The organism is Lelliottia sp. JS-SCA-14 (assembly GCF_035593345.1).
In the GTDB taxonomy this organism is placed as follows: Bacteria; Pseudomonadota; Gammaproteobacteria; order Enterobacterales; family Enterobacteriaceae; genus Enterobacter; species Enterobacter wanjuensis.
Window position 1 is genome coordinate 299,008 of record NZ_CP141606.1, and the last position, 24,721, is coordinate 323,728.

The window sequence follows — 24,721 nt, forward strand, 5'->3', positions numbered from 1 at the left end:
AAACATCTTAGCGAATCCCACCATACGCCAGCGTCACTTCCTTCGCCGCTTTGATCACCAGCGCGCCCAGCTCGGTCACGCGGTCGTCGGTCACGCGTGAAATCGGTCCGGAAATGGAGATCGCCGCGAAGGGTTCGCGGTGCTCATCAAAAATGCACGCCGCGATGCAGCGCAGGCCCAGGGCGTGCTCTTCATCATCAAACGAATAGCCGCGCTTGCGCGTCTGGGCCAAATCATCTTTCAGGTGCAAGGGGGAAACCAGCGTCGCATGGGTATAGGCGTGCAGCCCTTTACGGTGCAGCAGGCCGGTGACCTGCTCCTCGCTCAGTTGCGACAGGAACGCTTTCCCTGCACCCGACGCATGCATCGGCAGTTTGCCGCCAATCGGCGCGGACATGCGCATCAGCTGCGTACACTGCACCTGGTCGATGATAATCGCCTGATGGTCGCTCTGATCCAGCACCGCCAGGTTGACCGTCTCACCGGAATCTTCCATCAGTGTGCGCAGGATGGGGTGGACAATCGCCAGCAGGTTACGGCTCTGCAAAAAGCTGCTGCCGACGATAAACGCGTGCGCACCCACAGACCAGTGGCCCAACTCGCCCACCTGGCGAACAAACCCGAGCTGCTGCATGGTGCTCAACAGACGATGCGTCGTGGAGTTCGGCAGGCCAGCCTGCTGCGCCAGTTCGGTCAGGGCCACGCTGCTGTGGGATTCCGCAATCCATTCCAGCAGCTTTAATCCGCGCGTCAGCGACTGAACTTGTCCGCCAGGCGGCGCGGTAGTGGCAGCAGGTTTTCTGCCGCGTTTTGCGGGAACGGTAGCGACCATGACGGATTCCTTTTTCTGTATCGTGGAAATCATTTTCGTTTTATTTGGTGAATTTGCAACCGTTATCCTGACTGATCGGAGGAGTGATAGTGAACATGTCTCATGTTAACGCTGCGTGACTTCTCCCTCCTGCGAGATTATGCCAGTATGGATCGCAGCCTTTTGGCCTTGTTGAGCGTTGTCGGGAGCGAGTGTGAGCAGCAAAGTAGATCAACTGCGTGCGCAGTTAAATGAACGAATTCTGGTGCTGGACGGCGGCATGGGCACCATGATCCAGAGCTATCGTCTCAGTGAAGACGATTTCCGCGGTGAGCGTTTCGCCGACTGGCCCTGTGACCTGAAAGGCAACAATGACCTGCTGGTGCTAAGTAAGCCGGATGTCATCGCGGCGATTCATAACGCCTATTTCGAGGCGGGCGCGGACATCGTTGAAACCAATACCTTCAACTCGACAACCATCGCCATGGCGGATTACCAGATGGAATCCCTGTCGGCGGAAATCAACTTTGAGGCCGCCCGACTGGCGCGCGCCTGCGCCGATGCGTGGACTGCCCGCACGCCGGAAAAACCGCGCTACGTGGCCGGGGTGCTTGGCCCGACTAACCGTACCGCCTCGATTTCACCGGACGTCAACGATCCAGCCTACCGCAACGTCACCTTCGACCAACTGGTGGCTGCCTATCGTGAATCGACCAAAGCGCTGGTGGAAGGCGGTTCCGATCTGATCATGATCGAGACGGTATTCGACACCCTCAACGCCAAGGCCGCGATCTTTGCGGTGAAGGAAGAGATGGAAGCGCTGGGTGTCGACTTGCCGATCATGATCTCCGGCACCATCACGGATGCCTCCGGACGTACCCTTTCGGGCCAGACGACGGAAGCCTTTTACAACTCCCTGCGTCACGCCGATGCGCTGACCTTCGGCCTGAACTGCGCCCTCGGTCCGGACGAACTGCGTCAGTATGTGCAGGAACTTTCGCGCATCGCCGAGTGCTATGTCACCGCACACCCGAACGCCGGTTTGCCGAACGCCTTTGGCGAATACGACCTCGATGCGACGACCATGGCCGCGCAGATCCGCGAGTGGGCCGAGTCGGGCTTTCTGAATATCGTCGGCGGCTGCTGCGGTACCACGCCGGAACACATCGCCGCCATGAGCAACGCGGTGGCCGGCTTAGCGCCGCGCCAGTTGCCGACGCTTCCGGTCGCCTGTCGTCTGGCCGGTCTTGAGCCGCTGACCATTGCCGATGACAGCCTGTTCGTGAACGTCGGTGAACGTACCAACGTCACCGGTTCCGCCAAATTCAAGCGCCTGATCAAAGAAGAGAAATACAGCGAAGCGCTGGACGTTGCCCGCCAGCAGGTGGAAAGCGGCGCGCAGATCATCGACATCAACATGGATGAAGGGATGCTCGACGCCGAAGCGGCGATGGTGCGGTTCCTGAATCTGATTGCCGGTGAGCCGGACATTGCCCGCGTGCCGATCATGATCGACTCCTCTAAGTGGGAGGTTATCGAGAAAGGGCTGAAGTGCATTCAGGGCAAAGGCATCGTCAACTCGATCTCAATGAAAGAGGGGATCGAGCCGTTTATCCACCACGCCAAACTGGTGCGTCGCTATGGCGCCGCCGTGGTGGTGATGGCATTCGACGAAGTCGGCCAGGCCGATACCCGCGAGCGCAAGATTGAGATTTGCCGGCGGGCGTACAAGATCCTGACCGAAGAGGTCGGTTTCCCGCCCGAAGACATCATTTTCGACCCCAATATCTTCGCCGTCGCGACCGGGATTGAAGAGCATAACAACTACGCGCAGGACTTTATCGGCGCGTGCGAAGACATCAAACGCGAGCTGCCGCACGCCCTGATTTCCGGCGGCGTCTCGAACGTCTCATTCTCGTTCCGCGGTAACGACCCGGTCCGTGAAGCCATCCACGCCGTGTTCCTTTACTACGCCATCCGCAACGGCATGGACATGGGGATCGTCAACGCCGGACAGCTGGCGATTTACGACGACCTGCCCGCCGAACTGCGCGACGCCATGGAAGACGTGATCCTTAACCGCCGCGACGACTCCACCGAACGCATGCTGGATCTGGCGGAGAAATATCGCGGCAGCAAAAGCGATGAAAGCGTAAAAGTTCAGCAGGCTGAATGGCGCGCCTGGGATGTGAAAAAGCGTCTGGAATACTCGCTGGTCAAAGGCATCACCGAGTTTATCGAGCTGGATACGGAAGAGGCTCGCCAGCTCTCGACGCGCCCGATTGAGGTGATCGAAGGCCCGCTGATGGACGGCATGAACGTGGTCGGCGACCTATTCGGCGAGGGCAAAATGTTCCTGCCGCAGGTGGTGAAATCCGCGCGCGTGATGAAGCAGGCGGTGGCCTATCTCGAACCCTACATTGAGGCCAGCAAAGAGAAAGGCCAGACCAACGGCAAGATGGTGATCGCGACCGTCAAAGGTGACGTGCACGACATCGGCAAAAATATCGTCGGCGTGGTGCTGCAGTGCAATAACTACGAAATCATCGACCTGGGCGTGATGGTCCCGGCAGACAAAATCCTCAAAACCGCGCGTGAAGTGAACGCGGATCTGATCGGCCTCTCCGGGCTGATCACCCCGTCGCTGGACGAAATGGTCAACGTGGCGAAAGAGATGGAGCGCCAGGGCTTTACCATTCCGCTGCTGATTGGCGGCGCGACCACCTCGAAAGCGCACACAGCGGTGAAAATCGAGCAAAACTACAGCGGGCCGACGGTCTACGTGCAGAACGCGTCACGTACGGTGGGCGTGGTGTCAGCCCTGCTTTCTGCGACGCAGCACGACGATTTTGTCGCCAGAACCCGCAAAGAGTACGACACCGTTCGCATCCAGCACGCCCGCAAAAAACCGCGCACTCCGCCGGTGACATTGGCTGCGGCACGCGAAAACGATCTGGCCTTCGACTGGGCGAGCTACACGCCGCCGGTGGCGCACCGTCTGGGTGTGCAGGAGGTGACCGCGAATATCGAAACCCTGCGCAATTACATCGACTGGACGCCGTTCTTTATGACCTGGTCTCTGGCGGGGAAATATCCGCGCATTCTTGAGGATGAAGTGGTCGGCGAAGAGGCGCAGCGCCTGTTCAAAGATGCCAACGATTTGCTCGACCAGTTGAGTGCCGAGAAGAGCCTCAATCCGCGGGGCGTCGTCGGCCTGTTTCCGGCGAACCGCGTTGGGGATGACATCGAAATTTATCGCGATGAAACCCGCACCAACGTGCTGGCGGTGAGCCGTCATCTGCGCCAGCAGACCGAGAAAGTCGGTTTTGCCAACTACTGCCTGGCCGATTTCGTCGCGCCAAAACTCAGCGGCAAAGCGGACTACATCGGCGCGTTCGCCGTGACCGGTGGGCTGGAAGAGGATGCGCTCGCTGACGCGTATGAAGCGCAGCACGATGATTACAACAAAATCATGCTGAAAGCTCTCGCCGATCGTCTGGCGGAAGCCTTCGCGGAATACCTGCATGAGCGGGTGCGTAAAGTTCACTGGGGTTACGCGGCGAATGAGAACCTCAGCAACGAGGAGCTGATCCGCGAAAACTATCAGGGTATCCGTCCGGCACCAGGCTATCCGGCCTGTCCGGAACACACGGAAAAGGGCACCATCTGGCAGCTTTTGGATGTGGAAACCCACACCGGGATGAAACTGACGGAATCCTACGCCATGTGGCCGGGCGCGTCCGTTTCGGGCTGGTATTTTAGCCACCCTGACAGCAAATATTACGCCGTGGCGCAAATCCAGCGCGATCAGGTGGAAGACTATGCGCTGCGTAAGGGGATGAGCGTCTCCGAAGTGGAACGCTGGCTGGCCCCGAATCTGGGCTACGACGCGGATTAATTTCACTTTTCCTTACAACTAACAGGGCGCTCATCGGGCGCCCTGTCTCTTTCTGTCGCAATAACTCTTATACTTAAAAAACTCAGCCCGGTGGCGCTTCGCTTACCGGGCCTACAAAAGACCGTAGGCCGGGCAAACGCAGTGCCGCCCGGCAAAGAAGCCAAAGGATAACCGACAACAATAAGGAGAACCCACTTCCGTGCTGACATTGTTACACCTGCTATCGGCCGTCGCCCTGCTGGTCTGGGGCACGCACATTGTCCGTACCGGCGTGATGCGCGTCTTTGGCGCACGCTTACGCACCGTCCTCAGCCGCAGCGTTGAGAAGAAGCCGCTCGCCTTCTGCGCGGGGATCGGCGTCACAGCCCTCGTACAAAGCAGTAACGCCACCACCATGCTCGTCACCTCGTTCGTGGCGCAGGACCTGGTGGCGCTCACTCCGGCGCTGGTGATTGTGCTCGGCGCAGACGTCGGGACCGCGCTGATGGCGCGAATCCTGACCTTCGATCTCTCCTGGCTCTCGCCGCTGCTGATTTTCATCGGCGTGATCTTCTTCCTCGGCCGCAAGCAGACCCGCGAAGGGCAACTGGGCCGCGTCGGGATTGGCCTCGGGCTGATCCTGCTGGCGCTGGAGCTGATTGTCCAGGCGGTCACGCCGATCACTCAGGCCAACGGTGTACAGGTGATTTTCGCCTCGCTCACGGGCGATATCATGCTCGACGCGCTGATCGGCGCGGTGTTTGCCATCATCAGTTACTCCAGCCTGGCGGCGGTGCTGCTCACCGCGACGCTGACCACCGCCGGGGCGATCTCCTTCCCGGTCGCGCTGTGCCTGGTGATCGGCGCGAATCTCGGCTCTGGCCTGCTGGCGATGCTCAACAACAGCGGCGCGAATGCCGCCGCCCGCCGCGTGGCGCTCGGGAGTTTACTCTTCAAGCTGGTGGGCAGCCTGATCATCCTGCCGTTTGTCCATCCCCTGGCGAACCTGATGGATAACCTGCCGCTGCCGAAAGCCGAGCTGGTGATCTATTTCCACGTCTTCTACAACCTGGTGCGCTGCCTGGCGATGGTGCCGTTTGCCGGGCCGATGGCGCGGTTCTGTAAGCGCATGATCCGCGATGAACCCGAACTGGACGCTCGTCTGAAACCGAAGCATCTCGACACCTCGGCGCTGGATACCCCGGCGCTGGCGCTGGCCAATGCCGCGCGTGAGACCCTGCGCATGGGCGACGCGATGGAGACCATGCTGGATGGCCTGAAGAAGGTGATGCACGGCGAGCCGCGCGAAGAGAAAGAGCTGCGCAAACTGGCCGACGATATCAACGTGCTCTACACCGCCATCAAACTCTACCTGGCGCGCATGCCGCAGGATGAGCTGGCGGAAGAGGAGTCCCGCCGCTGGGCAGAGATTATCGAGATGTCTCTTAACCTGGAGCAGGCCTCCGATATCGTCGAGCGTATGGGGAGTGAAATCGCCGATAAATCCCTGGCCGCCCGCCGGGCATTCTCCCTCGAGGGGGTGACTGAGCTGGATGCGTTGCACGATCAGCTTCTCAGCAACCTGCAGCTGGCGATGTCGGTCTTCTTCTCCGGCGATGTGCCGAGCGCCCGCCGTCTGCGCCGCAACAAGCACCGCTTCCGCATTCTCAACCGACGTTACTCTCACGCCCACGTTGACCGCCTGCATCAGCAGAACGTGCAAAGTATCGAAACCAGCTCCCTGCACCTGGGGCTGCTCGGCGATATGAAGCGTCTCAACTCCCTGTTCTGCTCGGTGGCCTACAGCGTGATGGAACAGCCGGATGAAGATGATGAGAGGGATGAGTATTAGTTCTGAAAGCGCCTCGCAGTTTCCTGCTGTCGGGCGTGACGCAATCCCACTTCACATTTAACGTTGCAACGCAGGTGATTGGTAAATCTGCGCTGCAACGTTTTGTCATTAGTGATGTATAAAATTTTATACAGGGATGTGTTATGTTATTAGAAAAACCAACGATGCGTCCTGTCGCATGGATGGGAAGCGCGCTTGATGATTTGCTCGGTTTCCCGGAGGAAATCCGTAAAGACGCCGGGTATCAGCTGCATCGGTTACAGGCGGGCCTGGAGGCTGCTGACTGGAAACCGATGTCAGAGATAGGCAGAGGCGTCGCTGAGATCAGGCTTCATGGAGCGACGGGTGCCTGGCGGATCATTTATCTGGCCCGTTTTGACGATGCTGTGTACGTGCTGCATTGCTTTGTGAAAAAAACGCAGCGAACTTCCGAACAGGATATACGAATTGCAAAAGCCCGTTATCAGGCGGCGCTCGATGAAATGAGGAATCGAAATGAAGAATAACGTTGATTGCAATATTCGTCATGTCACGGGGGCGGATGCCAACATTTTTGCCGATCTGGGGTTTGAGGAAAGTGAAGCGAAATACCTGAAGCTGGATGCCGAAAAGGAGGTCGAACAGCTTTTGCTGATCAAGCGCCAACTGATGCAAGAGATCTCCAGCTGGATTTCAGATAATAAAATGCGGCAGGCAGATGCAGCGGCGAGACTTAACGTCTCTCGCCCGCGTGTATCCGATGTGGTGAATCTCAAAACCAGCAAGTTTACCCTCGACACGCTTGTGATGATGCTGAGCAAACTGGGAAAACCTGTCTCAGTTACCGTCGGCTAATCTTTTTACCAGCCCAAACCTAAGGTATATTTCGCCCATTAAGGAGAAATTATGCTGCCCACCCAATCAACCCGATTAAACAAATACATTAGCGAGAGCGGAATCTGCTCGCGTCGCGAGGCTGACCGTTACATCGAGCAAGGCAACGTCTTCCTCAATGGCAAACGCGCCACCATTGGCGATCAGGTGGTGCCCGGCGACGTGGTGAAAGTGAATGGCCAGCTCATAGAGCCCCGGGACGAAGAAGACCTGGTGTTTATCGCGTTGAACAAACCGGTGGGGATTGTCAGCACCACGGAAGATGGCGAGCGGGATAACATCGTTGATTTCGTCAACCACAGCAGCCGCATCTTCCCGATTGGGCGTCTGGACAAAGATTCGCAGGGGCTGATTTTCCTCACCAACCATGGCGATCTGGTGAACAAAATCCTGCGTGCCGGTAACGATCATGAGAAAGAGTATCTGGTTACGGTCAACAAGCCGGTGACGGATGATTTTATTCGCGGGATGGGCGCGGGCGTGCCGATTCTCGGGACCGTCACCAAGAAGTGCAAAGTCAAAAAAGAGGCACCGTTCACGTTCCGCATTACCCTGGTGCAGGGCTTAAACCGTCAAATCCGCCGTATGTGCGAGCATTTTGGTTTTGAGGTCACGAAGCTTGAGCGTACGCGCATTATGAACGTCAGCGTCGCCGGTATTCCGCAGGGCGAGTGGCGCGATCTGACCGGGGATGAACTGATTGAGCTGTTTAAGCTGATTGAAGGGTCATCTTCCGAGGCTAAGCCGAAAGCCAAAGCGAAACCGAAAAGCCAGGGGATAAAACGGCCTGTGGTCAGCGCGCCGAAATCCGCAGAAAAAGAGCGCAACAAACCTGCCGGAAAACGCTTCGTACAGCCAGGCCGTAAAAAGAAAGGGCGCTAAATTAGCGCCTTCCACGGGGTGAAGTATTGGCAGTCCACGAAAATGTGGATTCCTTATCTGGCTTATAAGCCTGCGCTTTTTTGAGTTTGCGGGCTTTCTTCGCTTCGACTTCACGCTCGGCCATCAGCTTGTCGATGTACTCTTTTTTCACCTGATTGGTTTCAGCGTTTGTCAGAGTACGACCATGTGCAATCCGTGCGCGATCGAGCAGGGTTTTCAGCTCGCGCTGCTCGCTTTCCGTCATGTCTTTCTGGGTCAATCTCGGTGTGGACATACCTGAAGCCTCTTGAGAGTAGAGGCTTCAGTGTAAAGCAAGCCGCGGTTTGCGCGAAGTGAATTAGTTTTCTTTCACCACTTCTTTTTTCGGCTGCGCTTCAATCGGTTTTCCTGACCAGTAGCCCGCCAGCAGCGAGCCGGACAGGTTATGCCAGACCGAGAACAATGCGCCAGGCAGCGCCGCCAGCGGAGAGAAGTAGATCTTACCGAGCGCCGCCGCGAGGCCGGAGTTCTGCATCCCCACTTCGATCGCCAGCGTGCGGCAGGTCGATTCATCAAAGCCAAACAGCTTCCCGCCCCAGTAACCGCCCAGCAGCCCGATGGTGTTATGCAGAATCACCGCGATTATCACCACAAAACCGACCGACGCAATATGCGATGCCGACCCGGCAACCACGGCGCTGATGATCGCCAGGATGCAGACCATTGAAAACGCAGGCAGGTAAGGCTCCACGGCTTTCACGACGCGCGGGAACAGGTGATGAATCACCAGACCGAGCGCAATCGGAATCACCACGATTTGCAGGATCGACAGCAGCATGCCCATTACATCCACCTGAATATGCGCATCCACATACAGACGCGTCAGCAGCGGCGTGGCGATCACCCCCACCAGCGTTGAGACCGACGAGATGGTCACCGATAGCGCCACGTCGCCCTTCGCCAGATAGATCATCACATTCGACGCCGTACCGCTGGCAACGCTGCCCACCAGCACCATCCCGGCAGATAAATCCGGCGGCATTTTAAAGGCCATCGCCAGCAGCCAGGCTGCCAGCGGCATCACCAGGTAGTGCAGGAAAATCCCCGCTGCGACCGGAGCAGGGCGTGACAGCACGCGCTTAAAATCGTCGATTTTCAGATGCACGCCCATGCCGAGCATGATCAGCATCAGTAGCGTCGTGACCCACGGGCCGACGGGGGTAAAGGTCGATGGCGTGTAATAGGCGAGAACAGAGAGCAGCAGCGCCCAGAGCGGGAACAGCCGCGTGATTGCGGATAACATAGTGAATTCCTTGCAGTATTGTCGTTGTGTTATTTAGTTATAAAAAAGCCGGGTTCGAGCCCGGCTATTGGTATTGTTTATCGTGCTAAGGAATTTTATTCAAACAAATTATGGTGAAGTTTCTGCACGACCTGCTCGGCTTCGTGGCCCGGGACCAGGAAGCAGAGGTTGTAGCTGGAGGCGCCGTAGCAAATCATGCGGATGTTGAACGGATCCAGCACGCCAAAGACCTCTTTGCCCACGCCGCAGGCGCGTGACAGCTGGTTGCCGATAATCGCCACCAGGGCCAGGTTCTCTTCGACTTCAACGCGGCACAGGGCAGACAGCTCCATCAGCAGGGATTGCGTCAGCAGGGTATCGCCCGTCGACGTCGAGCCGGTGGTGTCCAGCGTCAGCGCAATGCTCACTTCAGAGGTGGTAATCAGATCCACCGAGATATTGTGGCGCGCCAGAATCCCGAACACTTCCGCGAGGAAACCGCGGGAGTGCAGCATGTTCAGGCTGTGCAGGGTGACCAGGGTTTGCTTACGACGCAGGGCCAGAGCGCGGAACAGCGGTGGATTTTCGGTGCTTTTACACACCAGCGTCCCGCCTGCTTTTGGATCTTTGCTCGAGCCGACAAAGACAGGAATATCGCTGCGCACGGCAGGCAGCAGAGTCGCCGGATGCAGCACTTTCGCGCCGAAGGTCGCCATTTCGGCAGCCTCTTCAAAGGCAATCACATCAATACGTTTTGCGGCAGGTACTACGCGCGGATCGGTGGTGTAGATGCCAGGGACGTCGGTCCAGATATCCACACGGGTGGCGTACAGCGCCTCGCCCAGCAGGGCAGCGGTGTAGTCACTGCCGCCGCGGCCCAGAGTGGTGGTACGGCCTTTGGCTTCGCTACCGATAAAGCCCTGGGTGATGACAATCCCTTCGGCCAGGCGCGGGGCCAGCTGTTGTTTCGACAACTCGGAAAGGGTCGCCACGTCCGGTTCGGCGCGGCCAAAGCGGTCGCTGGTGCGCATGATTTTACGCACGTCAAACCACTGCGCCAGCACGTCGCGCTCACGCAGGATCTCAACGAACAGCAGGGTGGACATCAGCTCGCCGTGGCTCACCAGTTCGTCGGTCAGCGCGGTAGACGTCGCCAGAGAGGCCGCTTCCGCCAGGGTGGTGATATTTTCCAGCAGACGTTCAACTTCCTCGCGAATCACCTGAGGGTTCTTCATGCGCTCGAGGATATCGAACTGAATTTTGCGCAGCGCGTCGAGCTTCACAAAGCGCTCGGTCGCTTCCAGTCCTTCTGACAGGGCCACCAGCAGATTGGTCACGCCAGCCGAGGCAGAAAGCACCACCAGGCGGGTCGTCGGATCGGCCAGCACCACGTCGGCGCTGCGGTTCATGGCGTCGTAATCGGCCACACTGGTACCGCCAAATTTGGCGACAACAAAACTCGTCATAACATCCTCGTGTCAGGGAAAGAATAAAGCGACCTTGGCACAAGAACGAAACGATGACAGGTGCAGGCGCAAATACCGCCCTATAAATAAAATGCGGGGGGAGTCCTGTCAACGCTGGGATTATGCGGATTTTTCATGGGGGGGTACCCCTCAGTAACAGGACTAATAACAAGCCATTATTTTATCCCTCGTTTTACGGCGATCTGAAGGACATTCCACCGCGATAGGGCTGGCTGTAGCGACTATACTTTTGGGACTTTTCACGCCCGTTTGATGCAGACCAGGGCAATGGCATAAAAACCATCACAATTTCTGCGCGCAGGCGCTACAATCGACCGCAGTCACAATTCTCAAATCACAAGAGTATTGCTAATGAAAAACATCAATCCAACGCAGACTTCTGCCTGGCAGGCACTACAAAAACACTTCGACGAAATGAAAGACGTCACCATCGCGGACCTGTTCGCGAAAGACGGCGACCGTTTCAGCAAATTCTCCGCCACCTTCGACGATCAGATGCTGGTGGACTTCTCCAAAAACCGCATCACCGAAGAGACGCTGGCAAAACTGCAGGATCTGGCGAAAGAGACCGATCTGGCAGGGGCCATCAAGTCCATGTTCTCCGGCGAGAAGATCAACCGCACCGAAGACCGCGCTGTCCTGCATGTCGCGCTGCGTAACCGTAGCAATACTCCGATTATCGTCGACGGCAAAGATGTGATGCCGGAAGTGAACGCGGTGCTCGAGAAGATGAAAACCTTCTCCGAAGCCATTATCTCCGGCAGCTGGAAAGGCTACACCGGTAAAGCGATCACCGACGTCGTGAACATCGGTATCGGCGGCTCTGACCTCGGCCCGTTCATGGTGACCGAAGCGCTGCGTCCGTACAAAAATCATCTGAACATGCACTTCGTTTCCAACGTCGATGGCACCCACATCGCCGAAGTGCTGAAAAAAGTGAACCCGGAAACCACCCTGTTCCTGGTCGCCTCTAAAACCTTCACCACGCAAGAGACCATGACCAACGCCCACAGCGCGCGCGACTGGTTCCTGGCAACGGCGGGCGATAACCAACACGTCGCCAAACACTTCGCGGCGCTCTCCACCAACGGTAAAGCCGTGGGCGAGTTCGGCATCGACACCGCAAACATGTTCGAGTTCTGGGACTGGGTCGGCGGTCGTTACTCCCTGTGGTCAGCGATTGGTCTGTCGATCATCCTGTCCGTAGGTTACGACAACTTCGTTGAGCTGCTCTCCGGCGCGCACGCGATGGACAAGCACTTCTCCACCACTCCGGCTGAAAAAAACCTGCCGGTGCTGCTGGCGCTGATCGGTATCTGGTACAACAACTTCTTCGGCGCAGAAACCGAAGCGATCCTGCCGTACGACCAGTACATGCACCGCTTCGCGGCGTACTTCCAGCAGGGCAACATGGAATCCAACGGCAAATACGTTGACCGTAACGGCAACGCCGTGGATTACCAGACCGGCCCAATCATCTGGGGCGAGCCGGGCACTAACGGTCAGCACGCGTTCTATCAGCTGATTCACCAGGGCACCAAAATGGTCCCATGTGATTTCATCGCGCCGGCGCAGACTCACAACGCGCTGTCCGACCATCACCAGAAACTGCTGTCTAACTTCTTCGCGCAGACCGAAGCCCTGGCGTTTGGTAAAGCCCGCGACGTGGTTGAGCAGGAATATCGTGACCAGGGTAAAGATCCGGCCACGCTGGACCACGTAGTGCCGTTCAAAGTCTTCGAAGGCAACCGCCCAACCAACTCCATCCTGCTGCGCGAAATCACGCCGTTCAGCCTGGGTGCGTTGATTGCCCTGTACGAGCACAAAATCTTCACTCAGGGCGCGATCCTGAATATCTTCACCTTCGATCAGTGGGGCGTGGAGCTGGGCAAACAGCTGGCGAACCGCATTCTGCCAGAGCTGGGTGATGACAAAGATATTAACAGCCATGACAGTTCAACGAATGGTCTGATTAATCGCTATAAATCCTGGCGTGGATAATTAATATTCCCTGAACAATGCCGGCGAAATGCCGGCATTTTTTTATCGGATAATTCCGGTTGTCCGTTACCTGGCGCAAATTTCTATTCTGAGGTTAATCCGAAAAGGCCAATTACCCTGTTAATGACTAAGGGTCATTTTAGGAAAATACGGAGCCTTGCTGATATTTTATTATATTATAACTTGTTGAATTTATACGTCTTGATTAATATTTTCCCTCCGCTGATATTTCCTTTCATCCATTTATCCTAAAACCGTCCCGCTATTTCCCCGCACGGCAATCCGTCTGCTTTAGTTGTGTATACTCGAATCCGCCTGAATTTCTTTTCGGGCAAATCTCCATTCATTCATTGAAGGGAAATTGTTATGAAGAAAGTACTGTATGGCATTTTTGCCATATCTGCGCTTGCGGCGACGTCTGTCTATGCGGCTCCGGTTCAGGTCGGGGAAGCAGCAGGCTCGGCAGCGACGTCTGCGTCAGCGGGGAGTTCTACCGCGACCGCGACCAGCACCGTAGGCTCGGCCGTGGGTGTCGCTCTGGCGGCAACCGGTGGCGGTGATGGCTCCAATACCGGAACCACGACCACCACGACAACAAGCACTCAGTAATCACGGGTGTATTACCATAACCACACTTCGGTGTGGTTATTTCACCCCTTCGGAGAAGAGTCGTGAAGCGACCTGCAATTATTCTGCTTTGCCTGCTGTTGCAGGCGTGCTCAGCCACCACCAAAGGGCTGGGACACTCACTGTGGGACAGCGTATTCGGCACGCCGGGCGTGCATCTGACGGATGACGATATCCAGAATATGCCCTACGCCAGCCAGTACATGCAATTAAACGAGGGGCCGCAGCTGTTTGTGGTGCTCGCTTTCGCCGAAAACGGGCAGCAGAAATGGGTGACGCAGGATCAGGCCACCATCGTGACGCAGCACGGGCGTATCGTGAAAACCCTGCTCGGCGGCGACAACCTGCTTGAAGTGAACAACCTCGCGCAAGACCCGTTGATCAAACCGAATCAAATCGTCGACGGCGCAAGCTGGACGCGCACCATGGGCTGGACGGAGCACAAGCAGGTGCGCTACGCCACCGCGCGTTCCGTTTTCCGCTGGGATGGCACCGACACCGTCACCGTGGGCAGCGACCAGACTCAGGTTCGCATCCTTGACGAAGAGGTCACGACCGACCAGGCCCGCTGGCATAACCGTTTCTGGGTGGATGACGAAGGGCAAATTCGTCAGTCCCTGCAATACCTTGGCGCGAACTTCTTCCCGGTGAAAGCCACCCTCATCAAGGCGGCGAAACCATGAAAATTATCACTTCTGCTGCACTCCTTCTGACGCTTACAGCGCCGATTGCCTGGTCTGCGGGGACCGTAAAGGTCTACACCCCAGGGAGTCACGAGCCGAAAACCCTCTCCAACGCCGAACACCTGATCGATCTGGTCGGGCAGCCGCGTCTGGCGAACAGCTGGTGGCCGGGGGCAGTAATCAGCGAGCGTCAGGCAAGCGTCGTGGCCGAACAGAAACACAAGGCGCTGCTGGCCCGGCTGACGGGTCTGGCAGAGCAGGAAACGGGCGATACGGCAGCGGCGATCAACGCCGTGCGCCAGCAGCTTCAGGCGATACAGGTCACGGGACGTCAGCTGGTGAATCTCGACCCGGACAAAGTACGCGTGGCCGAGAAGGGCAATCCGACTTTGAAAGGGGAGTACAGCCTGTGGATCACGCCGCAGCCGACCACCGTCACGGTGATGGGTCTGGTCAGCCATCCGGGGAAAAAGCCATTTACGCCGGGGCGCGATTTGGCGAGTTATCTCGACGACCAAAGCCTGCTGGACGGCGCCGATCGCAGCTATGCGTGGGTGGTCTATCCCGATGGCCGCACGCAAAAGGCCCCGGTGGCGTACTGGAATAAACGCCATATCGAGCCGATGCCGGGCAGCGTGATTTTTGTCGGCTTTGCCGATCACTTCTGGACGAAGGCGTATGACGGGCTGAACTCCGACATCCTTCACTCCCTGACGCATCGGATACCGGATTAATGAAAAGAACTTATCTCTACAGCATGCTGGCGCTTTGCGTCAGCGCCGCCTGCCACGCCGAAACCTTTCCCGCGCCCGTCGGGCCGTCGCAGTCAGACTTCGGCGGCGTCGGGCTGATGCAAACCCCCACGGCACGCATGGCGCGCGAGGGGGAAATCAGCCTCAACTATCGCGATAACGATCAGTACCGCTACTACTCCGCGTCGGTACAGCTCTTCCCGTGGCTCGAAACCACTCTGCGCTACACCGATGTGCGCACCAAACAGTACAGCAGCGTCGAGGCGTTTTCGGGCGATCAGACCTACAAAGACAAAGCCTTCGACGTCAAACTGCGCCTGTGGGAAGAGAGCTTCTGGATGCCGCAGGTCTCCGTCGGGGCGCGCGATATCGGCGGGACCGGCCTGTTTGATGCGGAATACATCGTCGCCAATAAAGCCTGGGGGCCGTTCGACTTTTCTCTTGGGATGGGCTGGGGATATCTCGGCACCAGCGGCAACGTGAAAAACCCGTTCTGCTCCTACAGCGACAAATATTGCTACCGCGATAACAGCTACCAGAAAGCCGGTTCGGTCAACGGCGACCAGATGTTCCACGGCCCGGCCTCGCTGTTTGGCGGCGTGGAATACCAGACGCCGTGGCAACCGCTGCGTCTGAAGCTGGAGTACGAAGGCAACAACTACACGCAAGATTTTGCGGGTAAGCTCGAACAGAAGAGCAAGTTTAACGTCGGCGCCATTTACCGCGTCACCGATTGGGCCGACGTTAACCTCAGCTACGAGCGCGGGAACACCTTTATGTTTGGTGTCACCCTGCGCACCAACTTTAACGATATGCGTCCGTCCTATAACGACAATTCGCGCCCGGCGTATCGACCGCAGCCGCAGGATGCGATCCTGCAGCACTCGGTGGTGGCGAATCAGCTGACGTTACTGAAATACAACGCGGGCCTCGCCGATCCGAAGATTCAGACCAAAGGTGACACGCTGTATGTCACGGGTGAGCAGGTGAAATATCGCGATTCCCATGAAGGGATCGAACGGGCGAATAGGATCGTGATGAACGATCTGCCGGACGGGATCCGCACGATCCGCGTGACGGAAAACCGTCTGAACATGCCGCAGGTGACCACGGAAACGGATGTCGCCAGCCTGAAGCGTCATCTTGAAGGCGAGCCGCTGGGGCACGAAACGGAGCTGGTGCAAAAACGCATCGAACCGGTGGTGCCGGAAACCACCGAGCAGGGCTGGTATATCGACAAATCGCGCTTCGATTTCCATATCGATCCGATCCTGAACCAGTCCGTCGGCGGCCCGGAAAACTTCTACATGTATCAGCTGGGCGTGATGGCGACGGCGGATCTGTGGATGACGGATCACCTTCTGATCACCGGCAGCGTATTTGGCAACCTCGCCAATAACTACGACAAATTTAACTACACCAACCCGCCGAGCGACTCGAAGCTGCCGCGCGTGCGTACCCGCGTGCGTGAATATGTGCAGAACGATGTGTACGTGAATAACCTGCAGGCCAACTATTTCCAGTACCTCGGCAACGGCTTCTACGGCCAGGTTTACGGCGGCTATCTGGAAACCATGTACGGCGGCGCGGGGGCGGAAGTGTTGTATCGTCCGGTCGACAGCAACTGGGCGTTCGGCCTGGATGCGAACTATGTGAAACAGCGTGACTGGCGTAGCGCGCAGGACATGATGAAGTTCACCGATTACAGCGTGAAGACCGGCCACCTGACCGCCTACTGGACGCCGTCGTTTGCCCAGGACGTGCTGGTGAAAGCCAGCGTCGGGCAGTATCTGGCGGGCGATAAGGGCGGTACGCTGGAGATCGCCAAACGCTTCGACAGCGGCGTGGTGGTGGGGGGCTACGCGACCATCACCAACGTGTCGCCGGACGAGTACGGGGAAGGGGATTTCACCAAAGGGGTGTACGTCTCGATTCCGCTGGATCTCTTCTCGTCAGGTCCGACCCGCAGCCGCGCGGCGATCGGCTGGACGCCGCTGACGCGCGACGGTGGGCAGCAGCTTGGACGTAAGTTCCAGCTGTACGATATGACCAGCGACCGGTCGGTTAACTTCCGTTAAGGCTGTTTCGCCGGATGGCGCTGCGCTTATCCGGCCTACGGGAATGTAGGCCCGGTAAGCGAAGCGCCACCGGGCGATTGTTCTGGTTTGCACAAAACATAAACAAAAAATATAGATCTCCGTCACATTTTTGCGTTATACAGGTACTTCGCTCCAGAGAATGAGGTGCTGTATGACATCCCTGACTCGCCCGCGCGTTGAGTTTATCTCAATGGTCCTCCAGACCGTGCTGAGCCTCGGTCTGTTGAGCCTTGGCCTGATACTGGTGGTCTTTCTCGGCAAAGAGACGGTACATCTGGCGGATGTGCTGTTCGCCCCTGAACAAACCAGCAAATATGAGCTGGTTGAAGGACTGGTGGTCTACTTTCTCTACTTCGAATTTATCGCCCTGATTGTGAAGTACTTTCAGTCTGGCTTTCACTTCCCGCTGCGTTACTTTGTCTATATCGGCATCACCGCGATAGTGCGGTTGATCATCGTCGATCATAAGTCTCCTCTCGACGTGCTGATCTACTCGGCGGCGATCCTGCTGTTGGTCATTACCCTCTGGCTGTGCAACTCTAAGCGGCTGAAACGCGAATAAAAAAATGGCGGCCCGAGGGCCGCCAAACAACAGTCACAAGTTAGGGTCAATACATTACGTCAAAGTTGAGGGTTGCAGTGGCATAACACGATGAAACTTAACCTTTTACACCGCCCGCCGTGAGGCCGTTGACCAGCCAGCGCTGAGCCAGCAGGAACACCACGGTGATCGGGATAGCAGAGAGTACAGCGGCTGCGGCAAAGTCGCCCCACAGGTAGTTTTGCGGGTTGAGATATTGCTGCATACCCACGGCCAGCGTGTAGCTATTCACATCACGCAGCAGCAGCGACGCGACCGGGACTTCGGTAATGGCCGCGATGAACGACAGAATAAAGACCACCGCCAGAATCGGCACCGACAGCGGCAACAGCACCAGGCGGAAGGCCTGCCACGGCGTGGCCCCATCCAGCGCCGCCGCTTCTTCCAGCGACCCGTCGATGGTTTCGAAATAGCCCTTAATCGTCCAGACGTGCAGCGCGATCCCGCCCATGTAGGCGAAAATCACCCCGCCGTGGGTGTTCAGACCGATAAACGGCACGTACTGGCCGAGACGGTCAAACAAGGCGTACAACGCGACGAGTGACAGCACTGCCGGGAACATCTGGAAAATCAGCATGCTTTTCAGCAGCGTCGCCTTGCCCGGGAAACGCATACGGGCAAAGGCGTAAGCGCAGGTGGTGGAGAGCGCCACAATCCCGATGGCGGTAATGCCGGCCACTTTAATTGAGTTCCACAGCCACAGCAGCACCGGGAACGGCGGCGGCGTCACGCGACCGTCGGCGTGCTCGACGCTAAAGCCCAGCGCCAGCTTCCAGTGCTCCCAGGAGATCTGGTCCGGGATCAGGCTGCCCGTCGCGAAGTTCCCTTCGCGCAGGGAGATGGCGATCACCATCAGCAGCGGGAACATGATGGCGGCGATAAAAATCAACAGCCCTAAGTGCGTCACCAGGAGGCGCAGTTTCTGAGATTTGGGTTGTACCATAGCCATAGTGAGTGCCCTCCTTAGTCAAATTTCATTCGTGTGGCTTTCAGGTTCACAATCGCCAGCGCGCCGACCAGCAGGAAGATCAGGGTGGCAATTGCGGCCGCCAGCCCGAAGTCCTGACCGCCGCCGCCTTCGAAGGCGATGCGATAGGTGTAGCTCACTAACAGGTCTGTATAACCGGCGGGCGTGGTGGTGCCGAGGCGGTCCGGGCTGCCGTTGGTCAGCAGCTGAATCAGTACGAAGTTGTTAAAGTTAAAGGCGAAGCTGGCAATCATCAGCGGCGTCAGCGGCTTGATCAGAAGCGGAAGCGTAATCTTAAAGAAGTTCTGGAACGGACCTGCGCCGTCCATCGCCGAGGCTTCGTACAGATCGTCCGGAATCGCTTTCAGCAGGCCCATGCACAGGATCATCATGTACGGATACCCGAGCCAGGTGTTGACGATGATAATCATGCTGCGGGCGGTGGTCGGGTCGCTGAACCAGGCCGGTTTGATGCCAAACAACGCGCCGAGCATCATGTTGATTTCACCGAAGCTCTGGTTGAACAACCCTTTGAAAATCAGAATCGAGATAAACGACGGCACGGCGTAGGGCAGGATCAGCAGCACGCGGTAGATGGCTTTGCCCTTGAGGGATTCCCACTGCACCACGCACGCCAGCACCATGCCGACCGCGACGGTTAAAATCACCGTCAGCACCGAGAAGACCACCGTCCAGACGAAGATCGCGAAGAACGGTTTCTGAATCCCTTCGTCGGTGAAGACGCGGGTGAAGTTATCCCAGCCAATAGTGACCGTGTAGCCTGGGCTGAGTTTGTCATCGCCCCATTTGCCGTCGGCGTTGATGGACTGGTAGAAACCGATCTCGTTGTTTGGACGATACTTCACGCCGCTCTGATTGTTGGTCAGCGTGCCGTCATCGGCTTTGGTGTAGAGCGGCTGCGTGCCGGAGAACTGGCGCAGGGAGCTCATGATCACTTTGCTTTCGTCCGGCAGGATCGCCGTCAGCTGGGTCAGCGCCTGGCGGTTCTGGGTGATGATACGCAGATTCGCGCGCTCGCCTTCCGGCAGGGCGCTTGCTTCTTTCAGAGTCAGCTTCTGCTCGCCGCCAAATTTGAAGGCGTCGGAGAGATAATTTTTACCGGTCCCTTCATCGGTCAGGGCCAGTTTCCACTCGTCACCCGCCGGGTATAAACCAAAGTTAAAGGTTTTACCGGCCTGATAAGAACGGTCCATCAACACCTGTTCGGCGCGTTCCTGCGCGAGCTGGTTGGTGCTGCTGTAGTTGGTAAAGGCGATTGCGATAGTACAGATCAGCGGGAACAAGACGAACAGTCCCATCCCGGCCACGCCCGGATAGACATAGCGCCAGGCATAGGCTTTACGATTAGCGAAAATATAGAGGCCAACTGAGCTCAAAATCAGCGTCATGATGGCGAACAGGTACTCCCCCTGCACATACATTAAAACAACAAGGTATCCCACCAGTAAGCCCAGCAGACCTATCACTGACCATTTCAGCGTGTCGCTTTGCCACCAGTGTTTCTTTTTAATGATATCCATGGGGAATCTTCCTCAACAGCAATTAAACAACCCTCACCCCAACCCTCTCCCTGAGGGAGAGGGGGCGGTTTCTCCTTCTCCCTTGAGGGAGAAGGCCGGGATGAGGGGGTTACAACACGTCTTACTTCGTAATACGACCTTGCGCGTCTTTCAGTGCCGCATCGACAGTCTGACGACCGCTTGCTGCGTTGATCACCGCCGTACGAGTGGCATACCAGAACGCCGCCATTTGCGGGATGTTCGGCATGATTTCGCCTTTCTGGGCGTTATCCATGGTGGCCGCAATGCGTGGGTCTTTCGCCAGCGTATCCTGGAAGGATTTCAGCGCGACGGCACCCAGCGGTTTGTCCTTGTTCACTTCATCCAGACCCTGATCGGTCAGGAGGTAGTTTTCGAGGAACTCTTTCGCCAGCTCTTTGTTCGGGCTGGCGGCGTTGATACCTGCGCTCAGCACGCCAACGAACGGTTTAGACGGCTTGCCTTTGAAGGTTGGCAGCAGGGTCACGCCGTAGTTGATTTTGCTTTTATCGATGTTAGACCAGGCCCACGGACCGTTGATGGTCATCGCGGTTTCGCCTTTGTTGAACGCCGCTTCCGCGATGGAGTAATCGGTATCCGCGTTCATGTGTTTGTTCTTGATCAGATCCACCAGGAAGCCCAGGCCCGCTTTCGCGCCAGCGCTGTCCACGCCCACATCTTTGACGTCGTATTTGCCGTTTTCAAACTTGAAGGCATACCCGCCGTCGGCAGCGATCAGCGGCCAGGTGAAGTACGGTTCTTGCAGGTTGAACATCAGCGCGCTCTTACCTTTCGCCTTCAGCTCTTTATCCAGAGCCGGGATCTCTTCCCAGGATTTTGGCGGGTTCGGTACGAGGTCTTTGTTGTAAATCAGAGACAGGGCTTCAACGGCCACCGGATAGGCGATCAGCTTACCGTTGTAACGCACGGCGTCCCAGGTGAACGGGAACAGTTTGTCCTGGAACGCTTTATCCGGGGAGACTTCTGCCAGCAGGCCAGACTGCGCGTAGCCGCCGAAACGGTCATGCGCCCAGAAGATGATGTCCGGGCCATCGCCCGTTGCCGCAACCTGAGGGAATTTCTCTTCCAGTTTGTCCGGGTGTTCAACGGTGACTTTGATGCCGGTGTCTTTTTCGAATTTCTTACCCACTTCGGCCAGGCCGTTATAGCCTTTGTCGCCGTTAATCCAGATAACCAGCTTACCTTCTTCAATTTTGGCGAGAGCCGGTGCGGAAATCATCATTGCTGCCAGGGCGGACAATGCGAAAACGCGTGCGCCAGTCTTGATCTTCATATCTGCCATCCTTTTTGGTGATGTGCTCGTGGATATTGAGGTGGTTCAACGTCACTCAGTTTCCTTATATGACATCCTCTTTCCATCCTCCTTAGGTCTACGCCCCACCCCCGCGTTGTGTGATCTGCGTTGCATAAATTTAAGTTATGAGTCATGGCGCACATAAAAGCCCACTGAATATTGCAGCCTGCATCACGAAATTCCCCAGAGCCCGCCCGGCGCGGTGGCAGAACCGGTTATCTCATCCTCCCGCCTCCTCCCCCATGAAAAAGGCAGGGGGTGGAGGATTTGCAGAAGTTATCGATACCCCATAGTGAACTTATGTTGAATGTTTCTGTCGGTGACAGGTTGTAACGAGGGAGAAGGGCATGGCGAGCGTACAGCTGCGGAATGTAACGAAAGCCTGGGGCGACGTAGTGGTGTCTAAAGACATCAATCTCGACATCCACGAAGGTGAATTCGTGGTGTTTGTGGGCCCATCAGGCTGCGGTAAGTCAACACTGCTGCGTATGATTGCTGGACTTGAAACCATCACCAGTGGCGATCTGTTTATTGGTGAAACCCGCATGAACGATATCCCGCCCGCCGAACGCGGCGTTGGCATGGTGTTCCAGTCTTATGCGCTCTATCCCCATCTCTCTGTTGCCGAAAACATGTCCTTTGGCCTGAAACTGGCCGGGGCGAAAAAAGATGTGATTAATCAGCGCGTCACTCAGGTGGCGGAAGTGCTGCAGCTGGCACACCTGCTGGAGCGTAAACCGAAAGCACTCTCCGGTGGACAGCGTCAGCGCGTGGCGATTGGCCGTACGCTGGTGGCGGAACCGCGCGTGTTCCTGCTCGATGAACCCCTCTCTAACCTGGACGCCGCCCTGCGCGTTCAGATGCGTATTGAAATCTCCCGTCTGCACAAACGCCTTGGCCGCACGATGGTCTACGTCACCCACGATCAGGTCGAAGCGATGACGCTGGCCGACAAAATCGTGGTGCTGGACGCCGGCCGCGTCGCGCAGGTGGGGAAACCGCTGGAGCTCTATCACTACCCGGCTGACCGCTTCGTTGCGGGCTTTATTGGCTCGCCGAAGATGAACTTCCTGCCGGTGAAAGTGACCGCTACGGCTATCGAACAGGTACAGGTGGAACTGCCGAACCGTCAGCAGATTTGGCTGCCAGTGGACAGCGCTAACGTACAGGTCGGGGCAAACATGTCCCTGGGTATTCGTCCTGAACATTTACTGCCAAGTCAGATCGCCGATGTGACGCTGGAAGGTGAAGTGCAGGTCGTCGAACAACTTGGTCACGAAACACAGATTCATATCCAGATCCCCGCCATCCGTCAGAACCTGGTTTACCGCCAGAACGACGTGGTGTTGGTAGAAGAGGGTGCCACATTCGCTATCGGTTTGCCGCCAGAGCGTTGCCATCTGTTCCGAGAGGATGGCACTGCATGTCGTCGGCTGCATAAAGAGCCAGGCGTTTAAGCATTCCAACAAAACTACACAAAACCATTTGTGCTGCATCGAGGCGGCAAATGAGTGAATCCCCGGGAGCGTACATGAGTACGTGACCGGGGTGAGCGAATGCAGCCAACGAAGAGGCAGTGCAAATGGGGAAGTGTAATAAGAAAAGCAATGATCTCAGGAGATAGAATAATGATTACTCTGCGCAAACTTCCCCTGGCAATCGCCGTGACAGCAGGCATTTTGTCTGCTCACGCGGGTGCCGTCGATTTTAAAGGTTACGCCCGTTCGGGTATCGGCTGGACCGGTAGCGGCGGCGCGCAACAGTGCTTCCAGGCAACGGGTGCACAAAGTAAATACCGTCTTGGTAACGAATGTGAAACTTACGCTGAGCTGAAACTGGGCCAGGAAGTGTGGAAAGAAGGCGATAAGAGCTTCTACTTCGACACCAACGTCGCGTACTCCGTTGCACAGCAGAACGACTGGGAAGCCACTGACCCAGCCTTCCGTGAAGCCAACGTGCAGGGTAAAAACCTGATTGAATGGCTGCCAGGTTCCACCATGTGGGCCGGTAAGCGCTTCTATCAGCGTCATGACGTTCACATGATCGACTTCTACTACTGGGATATCTCCGGTCCGGGCGCAGGTCTGGAAAACGTGGATCTCGGCTTTGGTAAACTCTCCATGGCCGTGACCCGTTCGACTGAAGCGGGCGGTTCTTCTACCTTCGCCAGCAACAACGTGCGTGATTTCACCACTGAGACCGCGAACGACGTCTTCGACGTGCGTTTAGCGCAGATGGAAATCAACCCAGGCGGCACGCTGGAACTGGGCGTTGACTACGGTCACACCAACGTAAACGACGATTACTACCTGCAGCCAAATGCCTCTAAAGATGGTTGGATGTTCACTGCAGAACATACCCAGAGCATGCTGAAAGGCTTTAACAAATTTGTGGTTCAGTACGCCACCGACTCCATGACCTCTCAGGGTAAAGGCCTGTCTCAGGGCGCGGGCATTGGTCTGGGTAATGACGACACCGATGGCAAACTGTATGCCTACGGCATCAACAACAACGGCCACCTGCTGCGTATCCTCGACCACGGCGCAATCTCCCTGGGCGACAGCTGGGACCTGATGTACGTCGGTATGTACCAGGACATCGACTGGGATAACGGCAACGGCACCAAATGGTACACCGTGGGTGTGCGCCCAATGTACAAATGGACGCCAATCATGAGTACCTTGCTGGAAGTGGGCTACGACAACGTCAAATCCCAGAACACCGGCGACAAAAACAACCAGTACAAAATCACCCTGGCGCAACAGTGGCAGGCGGGCGACAGCATCTGGTCCCGTCCGGCAATCCGCGTCTTCGCAACCTACGCGAAGTGGGATGAGAAGTGGGGTTATGACACTTCCGGTAGCCCAATTTCCACTAACTCTAAGTACAACTCTAACTTCGGTATGCAGACTGCTGGCCTGGGCCGCGGCGACACCGACGAGTGGAGCTTCGGTGCTCAGATGGAAATCTGGTGGTAATCCGTCCTTAATCTCACGTAATGGCTAAACAAAGGAGGGGCGCAAGCCCCTCTGATTTAAGCGTCGCGCGCTATTGCCTGGCCACCGCTGCGCTTG

Annotated in this window: 20 protein-coding genes; 13 read left to right on the forward strand and 7 right to left on the reverse strand. The window is 56.9% G+C overall.

Translation table 11 applies throughout. From position 1 onward, the window contains the following. Window positions 1-7: 7 nt before the first annotated feature. Window positions 8-832, reverse strand: coding sequence for a glyoxylate bypass operon transcriptional repressor IclR (gene iclR / locus U9O48_RS01380; RefSeq protein WP_285145892.1), 825 nt, complete (start codon window positions 830-832; stop codon window positions 8-10). Between the two features lie 193 nt (window positions 833-1,025). Between iclR and metH the strand changes: the two genes are divergently transcribed. The 5 genes from metH (at window position 1,026) to rluF (ending at window position 8,295) form a co-directional block, all read left to right on the forward strand. Next, the gene (gene metH, locus U9O48_RS01385) at window positions 1,026-4,709 is read left to right on the forward strand and encodes a methionine synthase (protein WP_324723357.1); all 3,684 of its coding nucleotides are present in this window, start codon (window positions 1,026-1,028) and stop codon (window positions 4,707-4,709) included. A gap of 199 nt (window positions 4,710-4,908) precedes the next feature. Next, window positions 4,909-6,540, forward strand: coding sequence for a Na/Pi cotransporter family protein (locus U9O48_RS01390; RefSeq protein ID WP_285145894.1), 1,632 nt, complete (start codon window positions 4,909-4,911; stop codon window positions 6,538-6,540). Between the two features lie 143 nt (window positions 6,541-6,683). Further along, window positions 6,684-7,046 (forward strand): type II toxin-antitoxin system RelE/ParE family toxin, encoded by a 363-nt coding sequence (locus U9O48_RS01395; protein WP_324723358.1) that lies wholly within the window; start codon window positions 6,684-6,686, stop codon window positions 7,044-7,046. Continuing rightward, window positions 7,036-7,374, forward strand: coding sequence for a helix-turn-helix domain-containing protein (locus U9O48_RS01400; RefSeq protein WP_324723359.1), 339 nt, complete (start codon window positions 7,036-7,038; stop codon window positions 7,372-7,374). Before U9O48_RS01395 ends, U9O48_RS01400 begins: the two co-directional genes overlap by 11 nt. A gap of 51 nt (window positions 7,375-7,425) precedes the next feature. Further along, on the forward strand, window positions 7,426-8,295 hold the full coding sequence (rluF, locus tag U9O48_RS01405) for a 23S rRNA pseudouridine(2604) synthase RluF (protein WP_285145897.1): 870 nt from the start codon (window positions 7,426-7,428) through the stop codon (window positions 8,293-8,295). Window position 8,296: 1 nt separating this feature from the next. On the opposite strand, the gene U9O48_RS01410 is transcribed toward rluF, so the two are convergent. From U9O48_RS01410 to lysC, 3 genes are all read right to left on the reverse strand, one after another. After that, window positions 8,297-8,569: a DUF3811 domain-containing protein gene (locus U9O48_RS01410; RefSeq protein ID WP_282494849.1), complete on the reverse strand. Its 273-nt coding sequence runs from the start codon at window positions 8,567-8,569 to the stop codon at window positions 8,297-8,299. Between the two features lie 63 nt (window positions 8,570-8,632). Beyond that, entirely contained in the window at window positions 8,633-9,577 is a 945-nt protein-coding gene (gene panS / locus U9O48_RS01415; protein ID WP_282494848.1) for a ketopantoate/pantoate/pantothenate transporter PanS, read from the reverse strand. 95 nt (window positions 9,578-9,672) lie between these two features. Continuing rightward, window positions 9,673-11,022 (reverse strand): lysine-sensitive aspartokinase 3, encoded by a 1,350-nt coding sequence (lysC, locus tag U9O48_RS01420; protein WP_282494847.1) that lies wholly within the window; start codon window positions 11,020-11,022, stop codon window positions 9,673-9,675. A gap of 372 nt (window positions 11,023-11,394) precedes the next feature. On the opposite strand from lysC, the gene pgi reads away from it, so the two are divergent. The 6 genes from pgi to psiE all read left to right on the forward strand — a co-directional run bounded on the left by pgi (window position 11,395) and on the right by psiE (window position 17,767). After that, on the forward strand, window positions 11,395-13,044 hold the full coding sequence (gene pgi / locus U9O48_RS01425) for a glucose-6-phosphate isomerase (RefSeq protein ID WP_285145898.1): 1,650 nt from the start codon (window positions 11,395-11,397) through the stop codon (window positions 13,042-13,044). Between the two features lie 366 nt (window positions 13,045-13,410). After that, window positions 13,411-13,653, forward strand: a complete 243-nt coding sequence (yjbE, locus tag U9O48_RS01430) for an exopolysaccharide production protein YjbE (protein WP_095280315.1) — start codon at window positions 13,411-13,413, stop codon at window positions 13,651-13,653. Window positions 13,654-13,715: 62 nt separating this feature from the next. Further along, on the forward strand, window positions 13,716-14,354 hold the full coding sequence (locus U9O48_RS01435; RefSeq protein WP_324723361.1) for a YjbF family lipoprotein: 639 nt from the start codon (window positions 13,716-13,718) through the stop codon (window positions 14,352-14,354). After that, complete coding sequence (locus U9O48_RS01440; RefSeq protein ID WP_324723362.1) at window positions 14,351-15,088, forward strand: capsule biosynthesis GfcC D2 domain-containing protein; 738 nt, start codon at window positions 14,351-14,353, stop codon at window positions 15,086-15,088. Before U9O48_RS01435 ends, U9O48_RS01440 begins: the two co-directional genes overlap by 4 nt. Then, on the forward strand, window positions 15,088-17,184 hold the full coding sequence (locus U9O48_RS01445) for a YjbH domain-containing protein (protein WP_324723363.1): 2,097 nt from the start codon (window positions 15,088-15,090) through the stop codon (window positions 17,182-17,184). Before U9O48_RS01440 ends, U9O48_RS01445 begins: the two co-directional genes overlap by 1 nt. 172 nt (window positions 17,185-17,356) lie before the next feature. Beyond that, window positions 17,357-17,767 (forward strand): phosphate-starvation-inducible protein PsiE, encoded by a 411-nt coding sequence (gene psiE, locus U9O48_RS01450; RefSeq protein WP_095280319.1) that lies wholly within the window; start codon window positions 17,357-17,359, stop codon window positions 17,765-17,767. 97 nt (window positions 17,768-17,864) lie between these two features. Here the strand turns inward: psiE and malG are convergent, their stop codons facing one another. From malG to malE, 3 genes are all read right to left on the reverse strand, one after another. After that, a complete protein-coding gene (gene malG / locus U9O48_RS01455) occupies window positions 17,865-18,755 on the reverse strand; it encodes a maltose ABC transporter permease MalG (protein WP_282494842.1) in 891 nt (296 codons plus the stop codon). 14 nt (window positions 18,756-18,769) lie between these two features. Beyond that, the gene (gene malF / locus U9O48_RS01460; RefSeq protein WP_285150608.1) at window positions 18,770-20,314 is read right to left on the reverse strand and encodes a maltose ABC transporter permease MalF; all 1,545 of its coding nucleotides are present in this window, start codon (window positions 20,312-20,314) and stop codon (window positions 18,770-18,772) included. A gap of 121 nt (window positions 20,315-20,435) precedes the next feature. Next, entirely contained in the window at window positions 20,436-21,626 is a 1,191-nt protein-coding gene (gene malE / locus U9O48_RS01465; protein ID WP_146052600.1) for a maltose/maltodextrin ABC transporter substrate-binding protein MalE, read from the reverse strand. A gap of 368 nt (window positions 21,627-21,994) precedes the next feature. Here malE and malK point away from each other — a divergent pair, with 368 nt between their 5' ends. Both malK and U9O48_RS01475 read left to right on the forward strand, forming a co-directional pair. After that, window positions 21,995-23,104 (forward strand): maltose/maltodextrin ABC transporter ATP-binding protein MalK, encoded by a 1,110-nt coding sequence (malK, locus tag U9O48_RS01470; protein ID WP_100778069.1) that lies wholly within the window; start codon window positions 21,995-21,997, stop codon window positions 23,102-23,104. Window positions 23,105-23,272: 168 nt separating this feature from the next. Beyond that, window positions 23,273-24,625, forward strand: a complete 1,353-nt coding sequence (locus U9O48_RS01475) for a maltoporin (protein WP_282494863.1) — start codon at window positions 23,273-23,275, stop codon at window positions 24,623-24,625. The last annotated feature ends 96 nt before the right edge of the window (window positions 24,626-24,721 follow it).

Coding starts and splice junctions, on each gene's coding strand:
- iclR (WP_285145892.1), bottom strand. CDS start 832: ATGGTCGCTACCGTTCCCGCAAAACGCGGCAGAAAACCTGCTGCCACT.
- U9O48_RS01395 (WP_324723358.1), top strand. CDS start 6,684: ATGTTATTAGAAAAACCAACGATGCGTCCTGTCGCATGGATGGGAAGC.
- U9O48_RS01400 (WP_324723359.1), top strand. CDS start 7,036: ATGAAGAATAACGTTGATTGCAATATTCGTCATGTCACGGGGGCGGAT.
- rluF (WP_285145897.1), top strand. CDS start 7,426: ATGCTGCCCACCCAATCAACCCGATTAAACAAATACATTAGCGAGAGC.
- U9O48_RS01410 (WP_282494849.1), bottom strand. CDS start 8,569: ATGTCCACACCGAGATTGACCCAGAAAGACATGACGGAAAGCGAGCAG.
- panS (WP_282494848.1), bottom strand. CDS start 9,577: ATGTTATCCGCAATCACGCGGCTGTTCCCGCTCTGGGCGCTGCTGCTC.
- lysC (WP_282494847.1), bottom strand. CDS start 11,022: ATGACGAGTTTTGTTGTCGCCAAATTTGGCGGTACCAGTGTGGCCGAT.
- pgi (WP_285145898.1), top strand. CDS start 11,395: ATGAAAAACATCAATCCAACGCAGACTTCTGCCTGGCAGGCACTACAA.
- yjbE (WP_095280315.1), top strand. CDS start 13,411: ATGAAGAAAGTACTGTATGGCATTTTTGCCATATCTGCGCTTGCGGCG.
- U9O48_RS01440 (WP_324723362.1), top strand. CDS start 14,351: ATGAAAATTATCACTTCTGCTGCACTCCTTCTGACGCTTACAGCGCCG.
- U9O48_RS01445 (WP_324723363.1), top strand. CDS start 15,088: ATGAAAAGAACTTATCTCTACAGCATGCTGGCGCTTTGCGTCAGCGCC.
- psiE (WP_095280319.1), top strand. CDS start 17,357: ATGACATCCCTGACTCGCCCGCGCGTTGAGTTTATCTCAATGGTCCTC.
- malG (WP_282494842.1), bottom strand. CDS start 18,755: ATGGCTATGGTACAACCCAAATCTCAGAAACTGCGCCTCCTGGTGACG.
- malF (WP_285150608.1), bottom strand. CDS start 20,314: ATGGATATCATTAAAAAGAAACACTGGTGGCAAAGCGACACGCTGAAA.
- malE (WP_146052600.1), bottom strand. CDS start 21,626: ATGAAGATCAAGACTGGCGCACGCGTTTTCGCATTGTCCGCCCTGGCA.
- malK (WP_100778069.1), top strand. CDS start 21,995: ATGGCGAGCGTACAGCTGCGGAATGTAACGAAAGCCTGGGGCGACGTA.